The 23,223-nt window shown below is 71.0% G+C and carries 19 protein-coding genes; 7 read left to right on the top strand and 12 right to left on the bottom strand.

Annotated elements, in window-relative coordinates:
• The first annotated feature begins 7 nt into the window (after nucleotides 1–7).
• A complete protein-coding gene (locus tag ABEA42_RS09400) occupies nucleotides 8–973 on the top strand; it encodes an SGNH/GDSL hydrolase family protein (protein ID WP_345502753.1) in 966 nt (321 codons plus the stop codon).
• Between the two features lie 54 nt (nucleotides 974–1,027).
• Here ABEA42_RS09400 and ABEA42_RS09395 read toward each other — a convergent pair whose 3' ends face one another.
• The 11 genes from ABEA42_RS09395 to ABEA42_RS09345 form a co-directional block, all read right to left on the bottom strand.
• Entirely contained in the window at nucleotides 1,028–2,308 is a 1,281-nt protein-coding gene (locus ABEA42_RS09395) for a sugar ABC transporter permease (protein ID WP_345502751.1), read from the bottom strand.
• Nucleotides 2,305–3,108 (bottom strand): ATP-binding cassette domain-containing protein, encoded by an 804-nt coding sequence (locus ABEA42_RS09390; RefSeq protein WP_345502749.1) that lies wholly within the window; start codon nucleotides 3,106–3,108, stop codon nucleotides 2,305–2,307. The genes ABEA42_RS09395 and ABEA42_RS09390 overlap by 4 nt, the downstream gene beginning before the upstream one ends.
• Before the next feature lie 155 nt (nucleotides 3,109–3,263).
• Entirely contained in the window at nucleotides 3,264–4,355 is a 1,092-nt protein-coding gene (locus ABEA42_RS09385) for an ABC transporter substrate-binding protein (protein WP_345502747.1), read from the bottom strand.
• Between the two features lie 93 nt (nucleotides 4,356–4,448).
• A complete protein-coding gene (locus tag ABEA42_RS09380; protein WP_345502745.1) occupies nucleotides 4,449–5,645 on the bottom strand; it encodes an ROK family transcriptional regulator in 1,197 nt (398 codons plus the stop codon).
• 105 nt (nucleotides 5,646–5,750) lie between these two features.
• On the bottom strand, nucleotides 5,751–7,601 hold the full coding sequence (locus ABEA42_RS09375) for a glycoside hydrolase family 3 protein (RefSeq protein WP_345502743.1): 1,851 nt from the start codon (nucleotides 7,599–7,601) through the stop codon (nucleotides 5,751–5,753).
• Between the two features lie 95 nt (nucleotides 7,602–7,696).
• Nucleotides 7,697–9,316, bottom strand: coding sequence for a glucoamylase family protein (locus ABEA42_RS09370; protein ID WP_345502742.1), 1,620 nt, complete (start codon nucleotides 9,314–9,316; stop codon nucleotides 7,697–7,699).
• Between the two features lie 26 nt (nucleotides 9,317–9,342).
• Nucleotides 9,343–10,212 carry a carbohydrate ABC transporter permease gene (locus ABEA42_RS09365; protein ID WP_425572038.1) on the bottom strand — a complete coding sequence of 290 codons (870 nt, stop codon included), beginning with the start codon at nucleotides 10,210–10,212 and terminating at the stop codon, nucleotides 9,343–9,345.
• Between the two features lie 5 nt (nucleotides 10,213–10,217).
• Entirely contained in the window at nucleotides 10,218–11,180 is a 963-nt protein-coding gene (locus tag ABEA42_RS09360; protein WP_345502741.1) for a carbohydrate ABC transporter permease, read from the bottom strand.
• A 2-nt stretch (nucleotides 11,181–11,182) separates the two neighbouring features.
• On the bottom strand, nucleotides 11,183–12,460 hold the full coding sequence (locus tag ABEA42_RS09355; RefSeq protein ID WP_345502740.1) for a sugar ABC transporter substrate-binding protein: 1,278 nt from the start codon (nucleotides 12,458–12,460) through the stop codon (nucleotides 11,183–11,185).
• Nucleotides 12,457–13,575: a LacI family DNA-binding transcriptional regulator gene (locus ABEA42_RS09350; RefSeq protein ID WP_345502739.1), complete on the bottom strand. Its 1,119-nt coding sequence runs from the start codon at nucleotides 13,573–13,575 to the stop codon at nucleotides 12,457–12,459. The genes ABEA42_RS09355 and ABEA42_RS09350 overlap by 4 nt, the downstream gene beginning before the upstream one ends.
• A 134-nt stretch (nucleotides 13,576–13,709) precedes the next feature.
• Nucleotides 13,710–14,651, bottom strand: coding sequence for a sugar-binding transcriptional regulator (locus tag ABEA42_RS09345; RefSeq protein WP_345502738.1), 942 nt, complete (start codon nucleotides 14,649–14,651; stop codon nucleotides 13,710–13,712).
• Between the two features lie 148 nt (nucleotides 14,652–14,799).
• Here ABEA42_RS09345 and ABEA42_RS09340 point away from each other — a divergent pair, with 148 nt between their 5' ends.
• The 6 genes from ABEA42_RS09340 to ABEA42_RS09315 all read left to right on the top strand — a co-directional run bounded on the left by ABEA42_RS09340 (nucleotide 14,800) and on the right by ABEA42_RS09315 (nucleotide 22,010).
• Nucleotides 14,800–16,164, top strand: a complete 1,365-nt coding sequence (locus tag ABEA42_RS09340) for an ABC transporter substrate-binding protein (protein ID WP_345502737.1) — start codon at nucleotides 14,800–14,802, stop codon at nucleotides 16,162–16,164.
• Nucleotides 16,164–17,111: a carbohydrate ABC transporter permease gene (locus ABEA42_RS09335; RefSeq protein WP_345502736.1), complete on the top strand. Its 948-nt coding sequence runs from the start codon at nucleotides 16,164–16,166 to the stop codon at nucleotides 17,109–17,111. The genes ABEA42_RS09340 and ABEA42_RS09335 overlap by 1 nt, the downstream gene beginning before the upstream one ends.
• A complete protein-coding gene (locus tag ABEA42_RS09330) occupies nucleotides 17,108–17,974 on the top strand; it encodes a carbohydrate ABC transporter permease (protein ID WP_345502735.1) in 867 nt (288 codons plus the stop codon). The genes ABEA42_RS09335 and ABEA42_RS09330 overlap by 4 nt, the downstream gene beginning before the upstream one ends.
• Nucleotides 17,974–19,488: a mannitol dehydrogenase family protein gene (locus ABEA42_RS09325; RefSeq protein WP_345502734.1), complete on the top strand. Its 1,515-nt coding sequence runs from the start codon at nucleotides 17,974–17,976 to the stop codon at nucleotides 19,486–19,488. The genes ABEA42_RS09330 and ABEA42_RS09325 overlap by 1 nt, the downstream gene beginning before the upstream one ends.
• Before the next feature lie 61 nt (nucleotides 19,489–19,549).
• Nucleotides 19,550–20,599 (top strand): NAD(P)-dependent alcohol dehydrogenase, encoded by a 1,050-nt coding sequence (locus tag ABEA42_RS09320; protein WP_345502732.1) that lies wholly within the window; start codon nucleotides 19,550–19,552, stop codon nucleotides 20,597–20,599.
• Complete coding sequence (locus tag ABEA42_RS09315; protein WP_345502730.1) at nucleotides 20,592–22,010, top strand: xylulokinase; 1,419 nt, start codon at nucleotides 20,592–20,594, stop codon at nucleotides 22,008–22,010. Before ABEA42_RS09320 ends, ABEA42_RS09315 begins: the two co-directional genes overlap by 8 nt.
• Here ABEA42_RS09315 and ABEA42_RS09310 read toward each other — a convergent pair.
• Nucleotides 21,974–23,194 carry an MFS transporter gene (locus tag ABEA42_RS09310; protein ID WP_345503031.1) on the bottom strand — a complete coding sequence of 407 codons (1,221 nt, stop codon included), beginning with the start codon at nucleotides 23,192–23,194 and terminating at the stop codon, nucleotides 21,974–21,976. The genes ABEA42_RS09315 and ABEA42_RS09310 overlap by 37 nt on opposite strands.
• Nucleotides 23,195–23,223: the final 29 nt, after the last annotated feature.

Here is a 23,223-nt window from a genome sequence, read left to right as displayed (position 1 = left end):
ATCGTATGTGGCACTAGGCGACTCGTACTCCTCGGGGACGGGGACGCGCTCCTACATCAACGACGGGACGTCGTGCCAGCGGTCGGTGTACGCGTACCCCTCGCTCATCGCGGCGAGCAAGGGCCTGACCCTCAACTTCCGCGCCTGCTCGGGCGCGACCGTCGCCGACGTGACCAACACCCAGCTCAGCGCGCTCTCGGCGTCCACGACCCAGGTGAGCATCTCCGTCGGCGGCAACGACGCCGGCTTCGCCGACGTCCTCACCGAGTGCGCCCAGCCCGGCTGGGCCAGCGACTGCAACGGGGCCATCGACGACGCGCAGTACATCGTCAACAACGTCCTGCCCGGCCGGCTGTCCACGTTGTACGCGTCGATCCGGGCCAAGGCCCCCAACGCCAAGGTCGTCGTGGTCGGGTACCCGCGCATCTTCATGGGCGAGGACTGCAACGCGTTCACGTGGTTCTCCCCCGCCGAGGAGACCCGCCTCAATGCGATGGCCGACCTGCTCAACAGCAAGACCTCGGCGCAGGCGTCGGCGCGCGGGTTCAGCTTCGCCAACCCGACCAACCGGTTCGTCGGCCACGCGGTGTGCGACAGCACCGAGTGGCTCAACGGCCTCTCGAACCCGATCACCGAGAGCTACCACCCCAACGTCGCGGGCCACCGCGACGGCTACGCCCCGACCGTCAGCACGCCGTTGACGGGCAGCGCCTTCAAGGCCACCGCGTCCACGCTCCGGCTGGCGTCGCAGGGCGCGGACCGCCTGGCCGCGCAGCAGCGCCGGTACGCCGCGGCCGACTCGGCGATCACCCCGAAGGAGTTCCGGGCACCCGACCTCACCTCGCCGCGGGTGAAGGCGGCAGCGGCACGGGCCGGGGTCGACCTGTCGAGCCGGGCCAGCATCGACGCGGCGGACCGTGCCTGGTCGGCACGTCAGGCCCAGCATGCGAGGCAGTCGGCGACGACCCGCTGACGCACGAGTGCGGCGCCACACCCCGGGGGTGTGGCGCCGCACTCGTCCGCGGGGTCAGGCGCGACCGTGCGAGGCCCGGCTCCGGCGCGACAGGGAGTCGATGATGACCGCGAGCAGCAGGACGCCGCCGGTGATCATGTAGCGCTCGGGCGACCCGAGGTTGACCAGGCTGAGGCCGTTGGAGATCGACTGGATCACGAGGATCCCGAGCAGGGCGGAGTACGCCGTGCCGCGGCCGCCGAAGAGGCTGGTGCCACCGATGACCGCCGCGGCGATGGCGTTGAGGTTGACGTCACCGCCGCCGCTGCTCTGGTTGGCCGCGGCGAGGCGCCCCGCGGCGAGCAGGCCACCGAGGGCGGCCAGCGACGAGCAGAACACGAACACCGAGACGTAGACCGCGCGCACGTTGATGCCGGCCCGGCGGGCGGCCTCGACGTTGCCGCCGATGGCGAGGACCGAACGGCCCCAACGGGTGCGCCGGATGACGAAGTCGAACACCACGACGAGGGCTACGAACAGCAGGAACATGTAGGAGACGCCGCGGTCACGGTTGAGGATGTAGACCGGGATCGCCAGGAGCAGGAGCAGCGCGGCCGCGCGCACCGCCAGGGTGACGACCGGTGTCGTGGAGAGCCCGGCAGCCGCGCGGCGCTGGTTGGAGCGCAGCCGGGTGGCGGCGTACACCGCGACCGCGGCGACCACGACCACGTAGGCGGCCACGTCGGACAGGAAGCTCGCCTGGGCGAACTTCACCAGGCCGGAGTCGAACGGGATGTTGATCGACCCCTCCTGGCCCAGCACCTTGAGCTGGAGTCCGAGGAAGCCGAGCAGGCCGGCCAGGGTGATGACGAAGCTGGGGACGCCGAAGCGGGTGTAGAGCAGCCCGTAGACGGCGCCGATGACCGCACCCGAGGCGATCGCCGCGAGGATCGCCAGCGGCAGCGACCAGCCGTGGCCGACGAACCCGACGGCGAGGATGGCCGCGGACAGGCCGCTGATCGACCCGACGGAGAGGTCGATCTCGCCGAGCAGCAGCACGAGCACGATGCCGAGGGCGATGGTGCCGGTGGCGGCGCTCTGCTGGGTCAGGTTGACCAGGTTGCGGCTGGAGAGGAAGGCGCTGTTCTGCATCTGGAACGCGCCCCAGATGACGATGAGGCCGACGACGACAGGCAGCGAACCGAGGTCGCCGCTGCGCAGCCGGGAGAGGAAGACGCGCACGAAGCCGCCGATCCCCTGGGAGGCGATGAGGCGCTCGTCCTGCAGGTCGGCGGGCAGCGCCGCGGTGGCGTCGGCCGGGGCCTGCGCCTCGGGGGTCGGCGTGGACGCGCTCATGACTGCTCCTCCTGCGACTCGCGGCGGGCGGCCCGTTGCGAGACGGCGTTGGTCGTCGCCCCGGTGATGGCGGCGATGATCTCCTGGCTGCTGGTCTGGCTGACGGTGAAGACACCGTTGTTGCGCCCGAGCCGCAGCACGTTGACGCGGTCGGCGACGGCCATGACGTCGGACATGTTGTGGCTGATGAGGATGACGCCGAGGCCGTTCTCGCGCAGCCGCTCGACGAGGTTGAGCACCTCGGCGGTCTGGGCCACGCCGAGCGCTGCCGTCGGCTCGTCGAGCATCACGACCTTGGGCTCGCCGAGCAGCGAGCGGGCGATCGCCACGGTCTGGCGCTGCCCGCCGGAGAGGCTGGCGACGGGGATGCGGACCGAGGGGATCTTGGCGCTGAGCTGGCGCAGCAGCCGCCAGGACTCCTGCTCCATCGTGACCTCGTCCAGCGCCCGGCCGGTGTAGAGCTCCCGGCCGAGGAAGAGGTTGGCCACCACGTCGAGGTTGTCGCAGAGGGCGAGGTCCTGGAACACGGTGGCGATCCCGAGCTCCTGCGCCTCTGCCGGGCTCGAGACCGAGGCCGGGCGGCCGTCGAAGGTCATCGACCCCTCGTCGGGCATGTAGACGCCGGCGATGGTCTTGACGAGCGTGGACTTGCCCGCGCCGTTGTCACCCACGAGGGCGACGACCTCCCCGGCGTGGACGTCGAAGTCGATGTCCTTGAGCGCCTGCACGGCGCCGAAGCGCTTCGAGACGCCGGACAGCGACAGGACGGCTGTCGTCGCCGGCGAGAGGGTCGCGGTCATGTCAGTCCTTCAGGTGGTTCGGGTGGGGCGGCGACGACGCGGTGGGGCGGTCGCGGTGCGGCCCCGCCGCCCGCTGCGGTGGCGGGACGGCGGGATACGCAGTGAGCCCGTGGGTGGGACGGCCGCAGCGGCACGCCCCACCCACGGGAGGCGGGTCAGCTCAAGCCTGCCGCGGTGCACGCCGCAGCGAAAGAGCCGGCGCAGATGTCGGCGACCTTGTAGACGTTGTCCTTGACGATGGTGTCCTTGACGGTGTCCTTGGTGACCGCGATCGGGTCGAGGATCGTCGACGGCACACCCTCGACGTCCTTGGTCGACGCAGGCTTCTGCTTGTTGGCGAGGGCGATGGCGGCCTTGGCGGCGGCCTCGGCCTCCGGCGGGACGGGCTTGTAGATGGTCATCGCCTGGTCGCCCGCGAGGATCCGCTGGATCGCGGCGAGCTCGGAGTCCTGGCCGGTGACGGGCGGCAGGGGCTTGACGCCGCCGGCCTTGAGGGCGGCGATGGCGCCGCCACCGGTGCCGTCGTTGGCGGCGTAGACGCCGACGAGGTTGCCCTTGACGGCCGAGATCTGGCCCTCCATCCAGGCCTGCGCCTTGTCGGGGCTCCAGTCCGGGGTGTCGTACTCGGCCGCGACCTTGAAGCCGCTGGAGTCGATGACGCTGTGCGCGCCCTTCTTGAAGCTGGCGGCGTTGGGGTCGGTGGGCGAGCCGTTGATCATGACGATGTCGCCCGAGGTCTTGCCGCCCTTCTTGATGATGTCGACCAGGGTCTGGGCCTGGATCTTGCCGACGGTCTCGTTGTCGAAGGAGACGTAGTAGTCGACACCGGCGATGAAGCGGTCGTAGGCGATGACCGGGACGCCCTGGCTCTTGGCGCTGGCGGCGATCGCCGCGGCGGCCTTGCCGTCGACCGGGTCGAGGACGAGGACGTTGGCGCCCTGGGTCAGCGCGGCCTCGGCCTGCTGCTGCTGCTTGCTGGCGTCCTGGTCGGCGTTGCTGTAGATGATCGTGCAGGAGGCGCAGTCCTTCTTGACGGCGGCCTGGAACAGCGGCCGGTCGAAGGTCTCGTAGCGGGTCGTCTTGGACTCGGGCAGGAGGAGCGCGATCTTCTTGGCGCTGCCGCCACCGCCGCCGGAGGACGAGCTGCTGTCGGAGGAGGAGCCGCTGCCGCCACAGGCGGCGAGGGTCGCGATGCCGAGGCCAGCCACGAGAGCGGCCCCGGTGAGACGAATGGATCGGGTGGGCATTGCTGAACTCCCTTGGTCAGACACCGGCATCCACGGTGGTGCGGGCTTGGGTCGAGTTAAGCGCCGTCACCCCATTGACGTCAAGAGTTGAATTCAAGACGTGATCCCGGCGGTGGCCAGGACACCTTCGTTGGCCGGCAGGAGGGCTCCGGCCGAGACCAGCGCACCGATGACGTCGGCGTCCGTGTCGAGCTCTCCCATGCGGACCTCGAGCGACGCCGCAGCACTCGGGATGGCGCAGCGCTCGAGCGAGGCGCGCATCGGCGTGGTGATGATCGAGCCCACCTTGGAGAGCTGGCCACCGAGCACGACGACCTCCGGGTTGACCAGGTTGACCACGCCCGCGACCGCCACCCCGAGGTGCCGGCCCGCGTCCTCGAGCACGCGGCGGCAGCCGGCGTCCCCTGCGAGGGCGCGGTGGATCACGTCGCGCAGGCTGAGCGGGCCGTGCGAGGCCGCGAGCGACTCGAGCAGGCCGCGCGACCCGATGTAGGTCTCCAGGCAGCCGCGGTTGCCGCACCGGCACACCGGGCCGTTCTCGTCGATGGTCAGGTGGCCGATCTCGCCGGCGGTGCCGGCAGCACCGCGGAAGATGTCGCCGTCGAGGATCAGCCCGGCGCCCACGCCGTGCGACAGCTTGATGTAGACGCCGTGCTGGACCCCTTGCAGCACACCGCACCTCAGCTCGCCGAGCGCCGCGAGGTTGGACGTGTTGTCGACGTCGACGGGCGCCTGGAGCCGGCCTGCCATCTCGTGCCCGACCGCCACTCCGCGCCACCCCGGGAGGATGCTCTCGCTGCCCACCTGTCCCGACACCCGGTCGACCGGCGCGGGGATGCCGACGCCGACCGCCCGCACGTCGCCCATCGTCTTGCCCGCCTTCTCGACGAGGTCGAGCAACAGGCGCACCGCACGCTCCATCCCCTCGTCGGCGGCGTGGTCGGCCGGCAGCGGCATGCGCTGGCGCCCGATGATGTCGCGGGGGCCGGTGCCGATGGCCACGCGCACGTCACGGTCGCCGAAGGCGATGCCCGCCAGCAGCGTGTTGCCCGTCGCGAGCGAGACCAGGACGGCTCGACGCCCGTTGCGGATGCTGGGCTCGAGCTCGACCGCGCCGGCGGCGTCGAGGTCCTTGACCAGGTTGGACACCGTGGCCGGGCTCAGCCCGGTGAAACCCGCGATCTCCACCTGGGTCATCGCGCCCTGGTCGCGCAGCGCCTCGACGACCCGGAGGCGGTTGGCTTCACGCAGGGAGGCCTGCGAGCCCGGCGCCGCGGTCGATGGGTTCACGTCTTAAACATAAGGGTCGGGGACCTGCCTTGGGTAGACCCGACCTTCGGAGGCACCGCACCCCGACGCTGCGGCGGGGGGACGACAGGTCGGGGCGCGGTGGCCTCAGGAGGGGTCGCGCAGGGCGAGCCCGTGGCCGAAGGCGAACAGGGGGTCGGCGAACCCCGGGACGTCCTCGCCCTTGCGCCGCACGTCCTCCATGGAGCGGGGCAGGTCGAACGGCAGCCGGCCCTCCGGGGGGATGGTGCCGGTGAGGGCGTCGAGCAGGGCGGCGTCGGACGTGCCGTAGCTGCCGACCACCGCGGTGGCGAACGACAGCAGCGGGGTGAGCACTGCCGGGCGGTCGAGGACGACGTCGACGACCAGGGGGCACCGGTCGGCGACCCGGGCCAGCCGCGAGACGAGCCCGGGCGGGAAGTCGAGCGACCCCTGGTGGAACCACGACTCGAGGAACAGGTCCGAGCGCGGCTCGAACGGTGCCATGAGCCGCACGAGGGCGATGTCCGCCTCCTCGGGGGTCGCCACCCGCGTGCCCACCGCGGCGACGGCCTCGTCCGAGACGTTCTCCGCGTAGACGCGGCGGCCGCGGGCCAGCGGCAGGACGGAGGGCAGGCCGTCGGCGCCGTCCTGGAGCACGGTCACGGAGCGGGCCTGCGCGGCGTACCCCGCGTCGCGGAAGTCCGCGCGTCCCACCGTGGTGGCAGCGAGGTCCTCGTCGACGTACGGGTCGTCGAACAGTCCGAGCCGGAACTTCACCGCGAGCAGGCGACGGGCCGACTCGTCGATGCGCTCCTCGGTGACGCGCCCCTCCTTGACGAGGTCGAGGAGGACCTCGACGCACTCCTCGCCACCGAACTGGTCGGCTCCGGCGTGCAGGATCAGCTCCATCCGCCCGTGCGGGTCGAGGTGCTCGACACCCCAGGCGCGGGCCGGCAGCACCTGGTCGCCGACGTGGTTGTCGTTGACCAGCTCCCAGTCGGTGACGACGACCCCGTCGTAGCCGAGCTTCTCGCGCAGCAGGCCGGTGACGATCTGCCGGTTGTAGCCGAAGCCCACCTCCTCGATCTTCTCGCCGTCGACCTCGAGCCCGACGGGCATGCCGTAGTAGGGCATGATCCCGGCGGTCCCGGCCTCGATCATGGGTGGGAACGGCTTGAGGTGGTCGGCGAAGCGTCCGCCCGGGTAGACCTGCTCGCGCCCGTAGGGGAAGTGCGCGTCCTCGCCGTCCTTCTGCGGGCCGCCGCCCGGGAAGTGCTTGCTCGTGCAGGCGATGCTGTCCGGGCCCAGCTCCTCGCCCTGGAAGCCCTTGAGGTAGGCGACCCCCAGCTCGGTCACGAGGTCGGGGTCCTGCCCGAACGTCCCGGCCTGGCGCGCCCAGCGCGGCTCGGTCGCGAGGTCGAGCGTCGGGTGCAGGGCAGCGCGGATACCGACCGCGCGGTACTCCTGACGGGCGATGTCGCCGAACTCGCGCACCGCGTCGACGTCCCGTAGCGCAGCCAGCCCCAGCGGCTCGGGCCACTGCGAGAACGCCTTGGCCGTGAAGGACACCCCGGCGTTCTCGATGAACGCGTGGCGCGGGTCGGTGGAGACGGTCACGGGGATGCCGTGCGGCGTCTGCTCGGCGAGGGCCTGCAGGGCGTTGTGCCACCGCGCCGCCATCCGCGCGTCCTCGAGCGCGTGGACGTTGAAGTGCGTGAGGTGCTTGGTGAGCACCACCTCGCTCGTCGGCGACTTGCTGATCGCCCCGGGCTCCTCGAGCACCGAGCCGTCGGTCCCGGCCTCGATCACCGTGTGGAACATCAGCCCGGCCTTCTCCTCGAGCGAGAGGCGGCCGAGGAGGTCCTCGACCCGCTCCTCCACGCTGAGCCGGGGGTCCTCGAAGGGGTCCATCCGGCCGTTGCCGTTGAGGTCGCGGTAGGCGACTCCCTCGGGTGAGGTCTGGCGTTCGGGCTGCATCGGTTCCTCTCGGTCGGGTGTCGGCAGAGGTGGTGCCGTCAGTGGTGCCGTCAGTGGTGCGTCGGCCGGTGGCGCCGACGGGTGGTGGCCTCGGGTCAGGCGCGGCCCGCGCCGAACTCCTCGATACCGATGACCGGTCGCAGCCGGCGCTCGACCTCGCGCGTGCTGAACGCGCGACGGACCACGTTGTCCGCCAGGACGTTGCCGACCGCGCCCATGACCATGGCCTGGTCGAGGGACAGGTAGCGACGCGCGACCGTACCCGACCGCACGGCGACGGCGTCGAAGAAGCCCCCGTCGCCGTAGGCGCCGAGCTCGTCCTCGATCTTCGCGAGGTTGGCGAACGCCTCGGTGGGCTCGTGCATCATGGCGAGGAACGACGCGTGGGGGGTGACGACGCCGTCCCCGAACGTCGGGGTGGGGTTGGTGCCCTCGCGGCAGTCGCCGAACCCGGCGTCGACGTTGGTCTTCTCCTTGTCGGAGAAGTAGCCGTCGGGGTTCATGCCGAGCTGGTCGACGCCGTACTCGCGGTAGTTCGCGAACGGGTCGCTCGAGGGCGAGAAACCCCAGTAGCTGTACCCGGCCTCGATGAGCCCGTGCTCGCGCTGGGCACGGACGTGCAGCGGGTGGTTGAGCCCCCAGCTGCGCGGGGCCCAGCTCGACTCGGGGACGAACACGTCCGGCATGAGCTCCTCGAACATGCTGCCGCCCCAGCCGGGGACGATGTGCATGCCGCGGTAGGTGTAGGCGCCCTCGTAGACGTCCAGGCCGAGGTAGGTGCGGTGCTCCCCGACGGGCTGCATCTCGGGCCAGGCCCAGTCGCAGGTCTCGGGGAAGGTGCGCCACATCGCGAAGTACTGCTGGCCCGGGATCTGGCCGGTGAGGATGCCGAGGTAGCTCGTGATCCGCGTCTCGGAGACCGTGGTGTCGTAGTGGTGGTTGGTGTACCAGACGTCGGGCCCGGAGCCGATGTGGTTGCCGGTGTAGCCGGAGAACCCGGGCGGGGGCGGTGCGTCGTAGAACCCACCGTGGATGAGGCCACCGGGCCGGACACCCGGGTGCGCGGTGTCCTTGTCCCAGAACATGTCCCAGCGCATGCGCCCGAACAGCCGGGTGGCCAGGGGTGCCGCGCCGCGGTCGGCCGACATCACGACGCGGAGGGCGGCACCGAGCCACCCGTTGTCGACGCTGGACAGGAACGGGTACACCCTGTCGCCGGTGCCGGGCCAGGAGGTGAGCTTCTCCCCCGTCGCCTCGTCGTACCAGTTGTAGTACATGCCGCTCGGCTCGTGGTGCTCCATGCGCGACAGGGTCCGCAGGGTCTGCAGCAGTCGCCTGGTGCACTCGCCGCGGGAGATGAGGCCGAGGTCGCGTGCCACGACGGCCGACCACAGGTAGCCACCGATGTTGGTCGGCGAGGTGTAGCCGGAGCGGTCATCTGCCGCGAGGCCCTCACCGATGTTGTCGGCCGGCAGGCCGGTCCGGGGGTCGGTCATCGCCACGAGGCTGTGCCACGTGTCCTTGGCCCAGCGGCGTACCCGGTCCTGCTGGGCACCGGCGGAGGTGTCGGTCCCGCGGACGAACGCCGGGGCGCCCGTCGTGGTCAGGCCACTCGGCGTGGTGGCGCCGGCGCGGCCGGCGGTGAGGCCGACCACTGCGGCAGCACTGGTGCCGACGAGCAGCTGGCGGCGGGTGGGGACGTGAAGCTGTGCCATGGGTGGAGCTCCGTTCGTGGGGACGGTCACTTGATGCCGGTGGTCGCGATGCCTTCGATGAACTTGCGCTGGAAGGCGAGGAACACGGCGAGGACGGGGATGACGACGACGGTGGAGCCGGCGAGCAGCAAGCCGTAGTTGGTGCTGTTCTGGCCCTTGGAGTAGAGCGCCAGGGCGACGGGGAGGGTGTAGCTCTTCTCGGACTGGGCCACGACGAGCGGCCAGAGGAAGTTGTTCCAGCTGCCGAGGAAGGTGAGGATCCCCAGCGTCGCGAGGGCGGGCCCGCACAGGGGCAGGATGATCCGCGCGAAGATGCGCAGCTCGCCGGCGCCGTCCACCCGGCCCGCGTCGAGCAGGTCGTGTGGGAGCCCGGAGATGAACTGGCGCATGAGGAAGACGCCGAACGGGCTCACGAGGAAGGGGAGGATGAGGCCGGGGAGGCTGTTGATCAGCCCGGCGTTGGCCACCAGGACGAACAGCGGCACGAAGGTGACGACCCCCGGGATCATCAGCGTCGCCATGACGATGGTGAACAGCGCGCGCTTGCCCCGGAACTCGAGCATGGCCAGCGCGTACCCGAGCATCGAGCAGAACAGCAGGTTCCCTGCCGTGACGCAGACCGCCACGACGATGGAGTTGGTGAAGTAGCTGCCGAAGTCCAGGCCCGAGAACAGCTTGCTGTAGTTGTCGAGGGACGCGGAGTGCGGCCACCAGGTGGGCGGCGACTGGCGGAGCTCGCCCTCGCTCTTGAAGCTGCCGAGCACCATCCACACGAAGGGCGCGATGACGCACACCAGCGCGAACGTCAGCAGCAGGTAGAGCCACCAGCGGTTCGACCGCTTCGATCCGGCCATCGTCGCCTCGCTGGCGACGAGCTTGTCCGTGGACGTGGTCATGGTGCTCAGCCCTTCTCGCGCAGCAGCCGGAACTGGATGGCGGTCACGACCGCGATGACGACGAAGATGAGGTAGCTGAGCGACGCCGCGTACCCGTAGTTGCCGAAGCCGAACTGCTTGTAGGTGTACATCGACATCGAGATGGTGCTGCTCAGCGGGCCGCCGTCGGTGAGGACGTAGGGCTCCTCGAAGAACTGCAGGTAGCCGATGCCCGTGGTGACCGAGACGAACAGGATCGTCGGCCGCAGCATGGGCAGCGTGATGTGGCGGAACCGTTTCCACGTGCCGGCCCCGTCGATGGCAGCGGCCTCGTGGAGCATCCACGGCACGGCCTGGAGGCCGGCCAGGAAGATGATCATGGCGGTGCCGAAGTTGCGCCAGGACGCCATGAGGATCAGCGCCGGCATGGACCAGTGCGAGTCGCCCAGCCAGTTGGGGCCGTTGATGCCCACCCAGCCGAGCGCGGTGTTGATCAACCCGTTGTCCTGCTGGAGGAGGAACCGCCAGACGACGGCGACGGCGACGATCGAGGTGATGACCGGGAGGTAGAACCCGAGCCGGAAGACGGCCCGGAACCTCGTGATGCCGCGGTCGAGCACGACCGCTGCCGCGAGTGCCATGGTGAGGGTGAGGGGCACCCCGACGAGGACGAAGTACGCGGTGTTGCCGGCGGCCTTGAGGAACAGCGGGTCCGAGAGGGCCTTGGTGAAGTTGTCGAGGCCGACGATGTTGACCGCGAACGGGGTCCGCAGGTCCCGGGCCCGCGTGTCGGTGAAGCTCATGAACAGGGACTGGATGACCGGCCACACCGTGAACGTGAGGAACAGCAGGCAGAAGGGCAGGGCCAGGACCCAGGCGGCCCCACCCTCCCGGAGCGCGCCCCCACGCGACTTCGCGGTCCCCCCGCGGGGGAGCCGACCGGGCTGGTCGGCTTCCCCGCGAGAGGTGACCTCGGTGGTGGCGGCCATGACTACTTGCCGGTCCCGATGGACTCGGCCTGCTGCTGGACCGACTTCAGTGCGGCCGAGGAGTCGGCGCCCTGCTTGGTGACCTTCTCGAGCTGGCTGTCGAGCTGGGCCACGACCTGCTCCCAGGTCGCGAACGACGGCGGGGCCTGCGCGGTCTTGAGCTGCTCACCGAAGGTCGCGAGCTTCTTGTCGGAGCTGATCGAGGAGTCCTGCCAGGCCGACTGCACCGACGGCAGGTCGGTGGACTGCTGGTACCACTTGGCCTGCGTCTTGGGGTCGGAGAGGAACTGGACGAACTTCCAGGCGGTGTCGCGCTGCTTGGAGCTCTTGAACACGACGAAGTCCGAGCCGCCGACGAAGGACGAGGAGGTCTTCTTCACGGGCATGGGGGCGACGTCGTACTTGTCCTTGAAGCCGGCGCCGCCGAGCTTCTCGACCGCGGACATCTCCCACGGGCCGGAGATGAACATCGGCACCTTGCCGCTGACGAAGTCGGGCTCGGTCGTCGGGGTGGCCGGAGCGGCCTTGTCGGCGATGCCGTCGGTGAAGAAGCTCTTGTAGTAGTCGACGGCCTCCTTGATCTCGGGGGTGTCGAAGTTGTACGCCTTGCCGCCGTCCTTGGTGAGGTCGGCGCCGTTGGACCACGCGAACGGCATCAGGCTCTGCCAGGAGCCGGTGCCGCCGGCCTGCAGGCCGATCCCCCACTTGGCGCCGGCCTTGTCCTGCATGGCCTTGGCCATCGCCTTGAGGTCCTCCCAGGACTTGGGGGCCTCGGTGATGCCGGCCTTCTTCGCGAGGTCGCTGCGGTAGTAGATGAGCCGCGTCTCGACGTACCACGGGACCCCGAAGGACTTGCCGTCGACCTCGGTGGTCTTCTGCGCGCCGCCGAAGAACTGGGAGGCGTCGATCGACTTGGGCGTGGGGTCGAGCGCGTCGAGACCGGCGAACTCGCCCATCCACGTGGTGCCGACCATGGCCGCGTCGGGCGTCTTGCCCGCGGTGATGGCGGTGGTGAACTTGTCGTGTGCGGCATCCCACGGGATCGCCGTGACGTTGACCTTGGCGCCCGGGTTGGCAGCCTCGAAGTCCTTGGCCAGGGCGGGAAGCTTCTCTCCCTCGGCGCCCATGGCCCACACCGTGATGGTGCCGGTTGCCTTGCCTGCGCTGATGTCCTTGGCGGTCGCGGTGTCGGCGGCGGCGCCGCTGTCACGACCGCAGGCGGTCAGCGTGAGGGCTGCGGCGGCCAGGGTGGCCACCGCGACGACGGGGGTGCGTCTCATCGGGTTTCTCTCTTTCGTCGGGTGCGGGGGGAGGGAGAGTCGGGTTGGGTACGGCGCGGGCGCGCCCTGGGTGCGGGGAGGGTCGGGGGCGCCGGTGCACACCCGCAGGAGGACCTGATGACCAGGTGGGTGGGGATGACCTGCGCGCTGCGGGGCACCGCCGAGCCGGTGATGCGCTCGTGGAGCAGGTCGGCCGCCCTGGCGCCGAGCTCGCGCACCGGCTGGCGGACGGTGGTGAGGCCGGGCACGACGTAGCGGGCGGTCATCACGTCGTCCCAGCCCACGACGGCGACGTCGTCGGGGACGACCAGGCCGCCCTCGCGCAGCCGCACCATGACGGCGAGGGCGAGCTCGTCGTTGGCGCACACCAGGGCGTCGGCGTCGAGCTCGCCCGAGAGGAGCCGGTCGGCCAGCGCGGTGCCGTCGTCCTCACGCAGCGCCACGGGCACCGGGGGCAGCGCCTTCCGGCCGGCCTCCTCGTGGGCGGCGACGAAGCCGGCGTAGCGGTCGCGGATGTCGGGGCCCGCGGAGGGGTCGCCGGCGAAGAGCAGGCGGGTGCGGCCGTGGTCGATCACGTGGGCCGTGACCTCACGGGCGCTGGACGAGTTCTCGGCCCGGACGGTGTCGGCGGCCGGAGTCTCGTCGCCGGCGATGAGCACGACGGGCTTGGACCCGCCGAGCGCCGTCACGGTCTCGTCGGGGATGGCCGAGGAGCCGAGCATCGCGATGCCGTCGACGCGCGTCGCCAGCCTGCGTACCGCCCGGGGCACGTCCTGCTTGCCCTGGGCGAGCATGAGGACGACGCTCTGGCCGAGCTCAGCGGCCCGCGACTCGAAACCCATGAGCAGCTCGGAGTAGTAGGGACCGGAGAGCTCGGGGAGGACGAGGCCGTGCGCCTCGTGCTGCCGGACGGCCAGGCTGCGCGCCGCGGCCAGGGGCACGTAGCGCAGCTCCTCGGCGGCCTGCAGCACGCGCGTGCGGGTCTTCTCCGACACCGCCTGCGAGCCCTGGAGCACCCGGGACACCGAGGCGATCGAGACACCGGCACGCTCGGCGACGGAATAGATCGTCGCTCCCGTGGGGTGTCTCGTCGGGGGTCCCGATGTGGTGGCCATTTGGCTGCCTTCCTCGTTGAAAGCGCTTACAAACGACCTCGACCATGCCAGAGGTCCCCGCGGCAGCGCAAGGGTCCGGGCGTGTCGCAGAGTGCGACCAGAGGTGCCGGGACCAGTGCGAGGGCCCCCGCCGGTCAGTCCGCGAGCAGCGCCTCGGCGAGCTCCTGGTCGACGACCAGGCCCTGGACGAGGTGACCCTCGAGGGCTGCCCGGACGGCCGGTCCCTTGGGCGCCCCCGACGCCACGGCGACGACCTCGGGTATGACGCGGAGGGACTCGGCGTCGATGGTCACCAGACGCCCGGCGACCTTGGGACGCAACGGTTTTCCGTTGGCGTCGAAGAACACGCCGGCGAGCTCGCCCACGACGCCGCGGTTCGCGAGGTCGACCTGCTCCTCGGGGTCGAGCAGGTCGTGGATCGTCGAGCCGCCCGGGCTCCAGTGGCCGATCCCGACGACCGCCTTGGTGACGGCCGAGGCGCGCGCCAGGCCCTCGGCGACGGCCGGCTGGCGGCGCAGGGCATCGGCGCTGGCCCGGGTGTCGAGGACGAACGGCGCGTAGAAGACGCGGGCGCTCCCGCCGCCGAGCCGGGCGGCGCGCCGCACGATGTCCACCGCACTGCTGTCGAAGTCGGGGAGGGCGATCGCACCGGTCAGCTGGACCACCTCGACCCGGGGCAGCGAGGTCAGCGCACTGACCATCGCATGGACGTTGCGCGACCACGGGAGCCCGAGCACGTCGTCCTCGGTGAGCACCTCCGAGAGCAGCTCGGCCGCGGCCCTGCCCAGCTGCTGCCGCACGGCGACCGGGTCGGCATCGGCGGTGTGGACCACCACCGCGTGGGTCAGCCCGAACCGCTCCTGAAGCCGCGCCGACGCGTCCACGTCGAGCGACCCCTGGCGGACGATCTCGATGCGCACGAGGCCCCGGTCGCGCGCGGACTCCAGCAGCCGGGCCACCTTGAAGCGGCTGATGCCGAGCTCGTCGGCGATCTCCACCTTGGACTGCTGGTGCAGGTAGTGGCGGCGCGCGACGGCGGCGAGGAGCACGAGCTCGGCCGGTCCGTCGTCGACCACGTCACCGCCCCTTCCGTCCGGTTCGCGCCTTCTCGCCGTTGACAGGCGACATGGAGCGCCGATTTACTCAACGTACTCGTTTGCGCATTGTTTCGCTCATATGAGCGCCGGTCAACCAGGAGCCGTCAACGGCGACGGAGGAGGACGCGTGCACAGTCGAAACCCCAGGGTGGCGCTGGTCGCCTCGGCAACAGGGCTGGCCCTCGGCCTCTCGGCGTGCGCCGGGTGGGGCGGCGGCGGGGCCGGTGGCGGAGGTGCCGACAGCATCAACGTGCTGATGGTCAACAACCCGCAGATGGTCGACCTCCAGAAGCTCACGGCCGACAACTTCACCAAGCAGACGGGCATCCGGGTCAACTTCACCGTGCTGCCCGAGAACGACGTCCGCGACAAGATCAGCCAGGAGTTCTCCAGCCAGGCAGGCCAGTACGACGTCGCCTCGCTGAGTAACTTCGAGATCCCGATCTACGCCAAGGCCAAGTGGATCGCCCCGCTCGACCCCTATCTCGCCAAGGACACCGCCTTCGACCAGGCCGACATCCTCAAGCCGATGACGACCTCGCTGTCCAGCAACGGCAAGATCTACGGGGAGCCGTTCTACGGCGAATCCTCCTTCCTCATGTACCGCAAGGACGTCCTCGCCAAGAAGGGCGTCACCATGCCGGCGAAGCCGACCTGGCAGCAGGTGGCCGACATCGCGGCCAAGGTCGACGGCGCCGAGCCCGGGATGAAGGGCATCTGCCTGCGCGGGCAGCCCGGGTGGGGCCAGCTGTTCGCCCCCCTCACCACGGTGGTCAACACCTTCGGCGGGACCTGGTTCACCAAGGACTGGAAGCCGGGCGTCAACGCGCCGGAGTTCAGGTCGGCCGTGCAGTTCTACGTCGACCTGGTGCGGGCGCACGGCGAGAAGGGCGCGCCGCAGGCCGGCTTCACCGAGTGCCTCAACAACCTCGTCCAGGGCAAGGTCGCCATGTGGTACGACGCGACGTCGGCAGCCGGTTCGCTCGAGGCGCAGGACTCGCCGACCAAGGGGAAGTTCGGCTACGCCCCCGCGCCCGTGGTGAAGACCGACAGCTCCGGTTGGCTCTACGCCTGGTCGTGGTCCATCCAGCAGGCGAGCACCAAGAAGGACAACGCCTGGAAGTTCATCTCGTGGGCCAGCGGCAAGCAGTACGAGCAGCTCGTGGGCTCCAAGCTCGGCTGGACCAAGGTGCCGGCCGGCAAGCGCGCCTCCACCTACGAGAACGCCGACTACCTCAAGGTCGCCTCCGCCTTCGCCGAGCCGACCAGGGCCGCCATCGAGGCGGCCGACCCCGAGAACCCGGGCGTGCAGCCGCGGCCGGCCATCGGCATCCAGTTCGTCGACATCCCCGAGTTCCCGGACCTCGGCACCCAGGTCAGCCAGGACGTGAGCTCGGCCATCGCCGGCAAGACCACCGTCAACGAGGCCCTCGACAAGGGCCAACAGCTCGCCGAGGACGTCGCCGAGCGCTACCAGTCGAGGGGGCAGTGATGTCGTCGAGCACCGCGACGAGGCCGAGGACCGACCAGGTCGGCGACGCCGGGCCGAGCAGGGCGCTGAAGCGCTCGGGCGACTGGGCCCGCCGGGCACCCCTGCTGCCCGCACTCATCTTCGTGATCCTCATGACGCAGCTGCCCTTCGTGGCCACGCTGGTCATCTCGTTCATGAACTGGAACGCGTACTACCCGGACGAGCGCGGCTTCGCCGGGTTCGACAACTTCGCCCGGGTCTTCACCGACACCAACACGCGACAGGCGGTCGTCGTGACGATCGTGCTCACGCTCTCGGTCGTCATCGTCAGCCTGCTGCTCGGCCTCGGGATCGCCCTGCTCCTGGACCGGAAGTTCCGCGGGCGGGGAGTCGTGCGCACCATGATGATCACGCCGTTCCTCATCGTGCCGGTCGCCGCGGCACTGCTGTGGAAGCACGCGCTCTACAACCCGGAGTACGGGCTCTTCAACGGCCTGCTCAAGGGGGTGTTCGGCGACAACGCCCCGCAGCCCGACTGGATCACCAACACCCCGCTGGCCGCCATCGTGGCCGCCCTGGTGTGGCAGTGGACGCCGTTCATGATGTTGATCCTGCTCGCGGGCCTGCAGAGCCGGCCGCTGGACGTCGTCGAGGCGGCACGGATCGACGGCGCCAGCGGGTGGCAGATCTTCACCAACATGACGCTGCCCCACCTGCGCCAGTACATCGAGCTGTCGGCGCTGCTCGGCGCCATCTACGTGGTCCAGAACTTCGACCACGTCTTCACGATCACCAGCGGCGGACTGGGCACGGCCAACCTGCCCTACTTCATCTACCAGACCTTCTACACCGCCCAGGACTACGGCCGGGCGTCGGCAGCCGGCGTGGTCGTCGTCATCGGCACGATCCTCATCGCGACCGCCGCCCTGCGCACCGCGTTCAGCCTGTTCAAGGAGGAGTCACGATGAGCGCCACCACCTCCAGCGGCACGACCTCCGAGCAGGAGGTCCGGCACGCCCGGCCTCCTCGCAGCGGTGTGCTGCTGTCCGCCGCCGCCTGGGTCATCGGCATCCTCTTCGCCCTGCCCGTGCTCTGGATGGTCCTCACCTCCTTCCACAACGAGAACGACGCGGCGAAGAACCCGCCCGACGTGTTCGCACCGCTCTCCCTCGACGGGTACAGGTCGTTCTTCGATGCAGGGCCCTGGCCGCCGCTGCTCAACTCGCTCACGGCCAGCGTCCTGTCCACCGCGCTCGTGCTGCTGCTGGCGTTCCCCGCGGCCTACGCGCTGTCGATCCGGCCGGTGAAGAAGTGGACCGACGTCCTGTTCTTCTTCCTGTCGACCAAGATGCTGCCCGTGGTCGCCGGCATCCTGCCGCTCTACCTCTTCGCCCAGAAGGTGGGACTGCTCGACAACATCTGGTGGCTCATCCTGCTCTACACCTCGATGAACCTGCCGATCGCCATCTGGATGCTGCGCTCGTTCCTCGCCGAGGTGCCGGTGGAGATGCTGGAGGCGGCCTCGGTCGACGGCGCCTCCCTGCCCCGGACGCTGAAGGACATCGTCGCGCCGGTCGTCATGCCGGGCATCGCCTCGGCCGCCCTGATCTGCTTCATCTTCAGCTGGAACGAGCTGCTGCTGGCCCGGGTGCTCACCAGCACGGTGGCGGGGACCGCGCCGGTGTTCCTCACCGGCTTCGTGACGAGCCAGGGCCTGTTCCTCGCCAAGGTCTGTGCGGCATCGTTCGTCGTGTCACTGCCCGTGCTCGCCGCCGGGTTCGCCGCCCAGGACAAGCTCGTCCAGGGCCTGTCGATGGGAGCCGTCAAGTAATGGGGCCGACCCCGATCCCCCTGTCCGACAAGAGCATCGCCCAGCTCGACCCGCGGGTGGGCCGCCCGGCGTACGACCGCTCGGAGGTCACCGCGGGGATCGTCCACTTCGGGGTGGGCGGCTTCCACCGCGCCCACGAGGCGATGTACCTGGACGCCCTGATGAACGGGGGCGACGCCCTGGAGTGGGGCCTGTGCGGTGTGGGCGCCCTACCCCACGACCGCCGCATCATCGAGACCCTCCGCGCGCAGGACGGGCTCTACACGCTGGTCGTCAAGCACCCCGACGGCCACCTCGAGCCGCGCGTCGTCGGCAGCATCGTCGAGCTCCTGTTCGCCCCGGACGACCCGCAGGCCGTCGTCGACCGGCTCGTCGACGAACGCACCCGCATCGTCTCGCTGACCATCACCGAGGGCGGCTACCTCGTCAACCAGGTGACGGGCGAGTTCGACGCCGAGGACCCCTCGATCCAGGCCGACCTCGCTGCGGACCTCACCGGCGGCCAGGCGCCGACGACCGTCTTCGGCTTCATCACCGCCGCCCTCGCGCGCCGCCGCGCCGAGGGACGCGAGCCGTTCACGGTGATGAGCTGCGACAACCTGCCCGACAACGGTGACGTGGCCAGGCGGATGATCTGCGCCTTCGCACGGCTCGAGGACCCGACGCTGGCCGACTGGATGGAGCAGGAGGTCGCGTTCCCCAACTGCATGGTCGACCGGATCACCCCGGTCACCTCGCCCGAGGACATCGAGCGGCTGCGTGACGAGTTCGGCGTCGACGACGGCTGGCCCGTCGTGTGCGAGCCCTTCACCCAGTGGGTGCTGGAGGACCGGTTCGGCCAGGGCAGGCCGCCCTTCGAGGACGTGGGAGTGCAGGTCGTCGACGACGTCGTGCCCTACGAGCTGATGAAGCTGCGCCTGCTCAACGCCAGCCACCAGGCCCTCTGCTACCTCGGGCACCTCGCCGGCTACCGCTATGCCCACGAGGTCTGCCAGGACCCGCTGTTCGCGGACTTCCTGCTCTCCTACATGGAGCGCGAGGGCAGCCCGACCCTGCCGCCGGTGCCCGGCGTCGACCTCGACGCCTACCGCCACGAGCTCGTCGCCCGGTTCGCCAACCCCGAGGTGCGCGACACGCTCGCCCGGCTGTGCGCGGAGTCCTCCGACCGCATACCGAAGTGGCTCGTGCCGGTGATCCGCGCCAACCTGCGCGACGGCGGCGAGATCGACCGGTCCGCCCTCGTGGTCGCCTCCTGGGCGAGGTACGCCGAGGGCCGCGACGAACGGGGCGAGCCGATCGAGGTCGTGGACCGGCTCAAGGACCGCGTCATGGCCGCCGCCGCCCGACAACGCGAGGACCCCCTGGCGTTCATCCGCGACCGCGACCTCTTCGGCGACCTCGCCGACGACGACCGCTTCGCAGCGGCGTACACGGCCGCGCTCGAGCACTTGCACGAGCACGGTGCGCGGGCAACGCTGGAGGCGCGGGCCGCCGACGACGCGCGGCCGGCCTGAGCACCTCCGAGCCGGCCCGAGGCCACCGACCGGCTCAGACCACGACGAGGGAGACCACCTGATGCGCGCTGCCGTCCTCAACCGCCCCGGCGAGGTCGAGGTGGTGCAACGCACCGAGCCGGTGCCCGCCGCCGACGAGGTCCTGGTGCGCGTCCACGCCGTGGGTGTCTGCGGCTCCGACACCCACTACTTCGACCACGGCCGGATCGGCAGGTTCGTGGTGGAGTCGCCGCTCGTCCTCGGCCACGAGACGTCAGGGGTCGTCGAGGCCGTCGGCGCGGACGTCGATCCGGCGCGGGTCGGCCAGCGCGTCTCCCTCGAGCCCGGGGTGCCGTGCCGCGCGTGCGAGCAGTGCCTCGCCGGCCGCTACAACCTGTGTCCCGACATGGTGTTCCACGCGACCCCGCCGGTCGACGGGTCGCTGGCCGAGCTCGTGTCGATCCACCACGCCTTCGCCCACCCGGTGCCCGACAGCGTCAGCGACGAGGCCGCCGCCCTGCTCGAACCCCTGTCCGTGGGGGTGTGGGCCTGCCGCAAGGGCGGGGTCGGGCCAGGTGCGCGGGTGCTCGTCACCGGAGCCGGGCCTATCGGCCTGGTGTGCGTGCAGGTCGCCCGCGCCTGCGGCGCCAGCGAGGTCGTCGTCGCCGACCTGAACCCCGACCGCCTCGCGGTCGCGACCGAGCTCGGCGCGACGCGCACGATCCCCTCGGGCTCCCGGTCGGTCGCCGACGCGTACTCCGCGGGGCCGGCTCCCGAGGTCCTCCTCGAGTGCTCGGGGCACCCGGGTGCCACCGCCGAGGGCATCCGCGCGCTCGCCCCCGCCGGACGAGCAGTACTGGTGGGGATGGGCGGCGACGAGATCACGCTGCCGCTGTCGACCATCCAGGAGAGGGAGCTCGTCGTCACCGGGACCTTCCGCTACGCCGGCACCTGGCCGACGGCCGTGGCCCTCGCCGCCTCGGGCCAGGTCGACCTCGACCGGCTGGTCACCGGGCGGTTCAGGCTCGAGGAGACCGCGGCGGCACTCACCGCGGCCCGGGACACGGCCGGTGCCATCAAGTCGGTCATCGACCCGCGCCCCGGCCCGGGCTCCGGGGGCACCCGTGGCTGACCGCGCGCGCACCCTCGTCGCCGGGGTCGACTCCTCGACCCAGTCGACCAAGGTGGTGATCTGCGACGCCATGACCGGGGAGGTGGTCCGCACGGGCCGTGCACCCCACCCCGAGGGGACCCAGGTCCACCCCGACCGCTGGTGGGAGGCCTTCCTCACGGCGACCGCGGACGACCTCCTCGACGGCGTCGCGGCCATCGCGGTAGGCGGCCAGCAGCACGGCATGTGTGCCCTCGACGAGTCGGGCGAGGTGGTACGAGATGCGTTGCTGTGGAACGACACCCGCTCGGCCCAGGCCGCCCGCGACCTCACCGACGAGCTGGGAGGAGCACAGGAGTGGGTCAGTCGCACCGGCCTGTCCCTCGTCCCCAGCTTCACCGTCACGAAGCTCCGGTGGCTCGCGCAGCACGAGCCCGAGAACGCCGCCAGGGTCGCCTCGGTCACCCTGCCCCACGACTGGCTGACGGGTCGGATCCTCCAGCAGGGCAACGGATTCGAGCGGTGGACGACTGACCGCGGTGACGCGTCGGGCACTGGCTACTTCTCCGCGGAGACCGGCGACTACGTCCCCGAGCTGCTGGAGCTCGCCTTCGGCCGCGCCGTGGACACCCCTGCCGTCCTCGGACCCCGCGAGGCCGCGGGGCGGACCGCCGCAGGGCTGGTCGTGGGACCGGGCACCGGCGACAACATGGGCGCAGCCCTCGGCCTGGGCCTGGGACCCGGTGACGTCGTGGTGTCGCTCGGGACCAGCGGGGCGGTGTTCGCCGACCACCCCCACCCCGTCAAGGACTCCAGCGGCGACGTGGCCGGCTTCGCCAGCGCGACCGGCGGCCACCTGCCCCTAATGTGCACCCTCAACGCCGCCAGGGTCCTCACGGCCGCCGCCGCGATGGTCGGCACCGACCTCGCCGGGCTCGACCGGCTGGCCCTCGCCGCACCGCCGGGGGCGCAGGGGCTGACCCTGCTGCCCTACCTCGACGGCGAGCGCACCCCCAACCTGCCCGAGGCCACCGGCACGCTCGGCGGGCTGACCCGGGCGAACGCCACCCCCGAGAACCTCGCCCGTGCGGCCGTCGAGGGGATGCTCGCCAACCTCGCTGCCGGGGTGGACGACCTGCGTGGGCTCGGCATACCGGTCTCGCGCGTGCTGCTCATCGGGGGCGCCTCCGCTTCGCGCGCCGTACGAGCCGTTGCACCGGCCCTGTTCGGCGTGCCCGTCGCGGTCCCGGCACCCGGTGAGTACGTCGGCATCGGGGCGGCCCGCCAGGCGGCGTGGGTGCTGTCCGGTGACGACACCCCGCCGCCGTGGACGGTGACCATCGAGGACACCTTCTCCCCGTCCGGACGCGGCGAGGGTGACGACGTCCGGGACCGCTACGCCGCGCTGCTCGCGACCGTGCACGGCTCCTGATCGGCGCCCTCCTGTGCGGGGGCCACGGCCCGTCGCCGCGAGCGCCGCGCCGCCTGCTCTGCACCCACGAGGACCAGCAGGGCACCCAGGCTCAGCCCTGCGCCGTCCCACAGGGTCGAGGCGTAGCCGAGGCCGGCAGTGATGGTGAGGCCGCCCAGCCACGCGCCGGCGGCGTTGCCCACGTTGAAGGCCGCGATGTTGGCGCCGCTGGCCAGGGTCGGCGCCGAGCCGGCGTACGTCATGATCCGCATCTGCAGGCCGGGCACGGTGGCGAACCCGAAGGCGCCCATCAGCACCAGGCTGACCACGGAGGCCACCGGTGAGGAGGCGGTCAGGGCGAACACGCCCATGACCACGGCGAGCGCGGTGAGCACGACCGTGAGGGTGACCGGCACGGACCGGTCGGCGGCACGACCTCCCACCCAGTTGCCGGCGAAGAGCCCGACCCCGAACAGCACGAGCAGCCACGGCACGGTCGAGGAGGCGAAGCCGCTGACCTCGGTGAGCGTGTAGGCGATGTAGGTGAAGGCCCCGAACATGCCGCCGAAACCGAGCACGGTCACGAGCAACGACAGCCAGACCTGCCCGGACCGGAACGCACCGAGCTCCGAGCGCAGGCCGGGCTCACCGGCGGCGACCGGCTGCGACGGCACCAGCGTGGCCATGCCCACGAGGGCGACGACGCCGATCACGGTGATCGCCCAGAACGTCGAGCGCCAGCCGAGCTGCTGGCCGAGCAAGGTGCCGAGCGGGACGCCGAGGACGTTCGCAGTGGTGAGGCCGGCGAACATCATGGCGATCGCGCCCGCCTTCTTCTCCGGCGCGACCAACCCGGCGGCCACGACGGCACCGATGCCGAAGAACGCGCCGTGCGTCAGGGCCGCGAGGATGCGCCCGAGCAGCATGACCTCGTAGCTGCCGGCGAGAGCCGAGACGAGGTTGCCGGCGATGAACAGCACCATCAGCGCGGTCAGCACGTGCTTGCGGTTGAAGCGGGTGACGGCAGCGGTCAGGCCGATGGCGCCGACCGCGACCGAGAGCGCGTAGCCGGAGATGAGCCAGCCGGCGGTGGCCTCGTCGACGGCGAAGTCGGCGGCCACCTCCGGGAGGAGGCCGGCGATCACGAACTCGGTGAGTCCGATGCCGAAGCCACCGAGGGCCAGGGCGAGCAGGGCGATGGGCATGAGCAGGTTCCTTCGCTGGGTGTGGTCGT

The sequence above is a fragment of the Pedococcus ginsenosidimutans genome, assembly GCF_039544395.1.
Taxonomy (GTDB): domain Bacteria; phylum Actinomycetota; class Actinomycetes; order Actinomycetales; family Dermatophilaceae; genus Pedococcus; species Pedococcus ginsenosidimutans.
The sequence above is the reverse complement of the archived record's forward strand: the minus strand, read 5'-3'. Positions and strand labels throughout refer to the sequence as shown.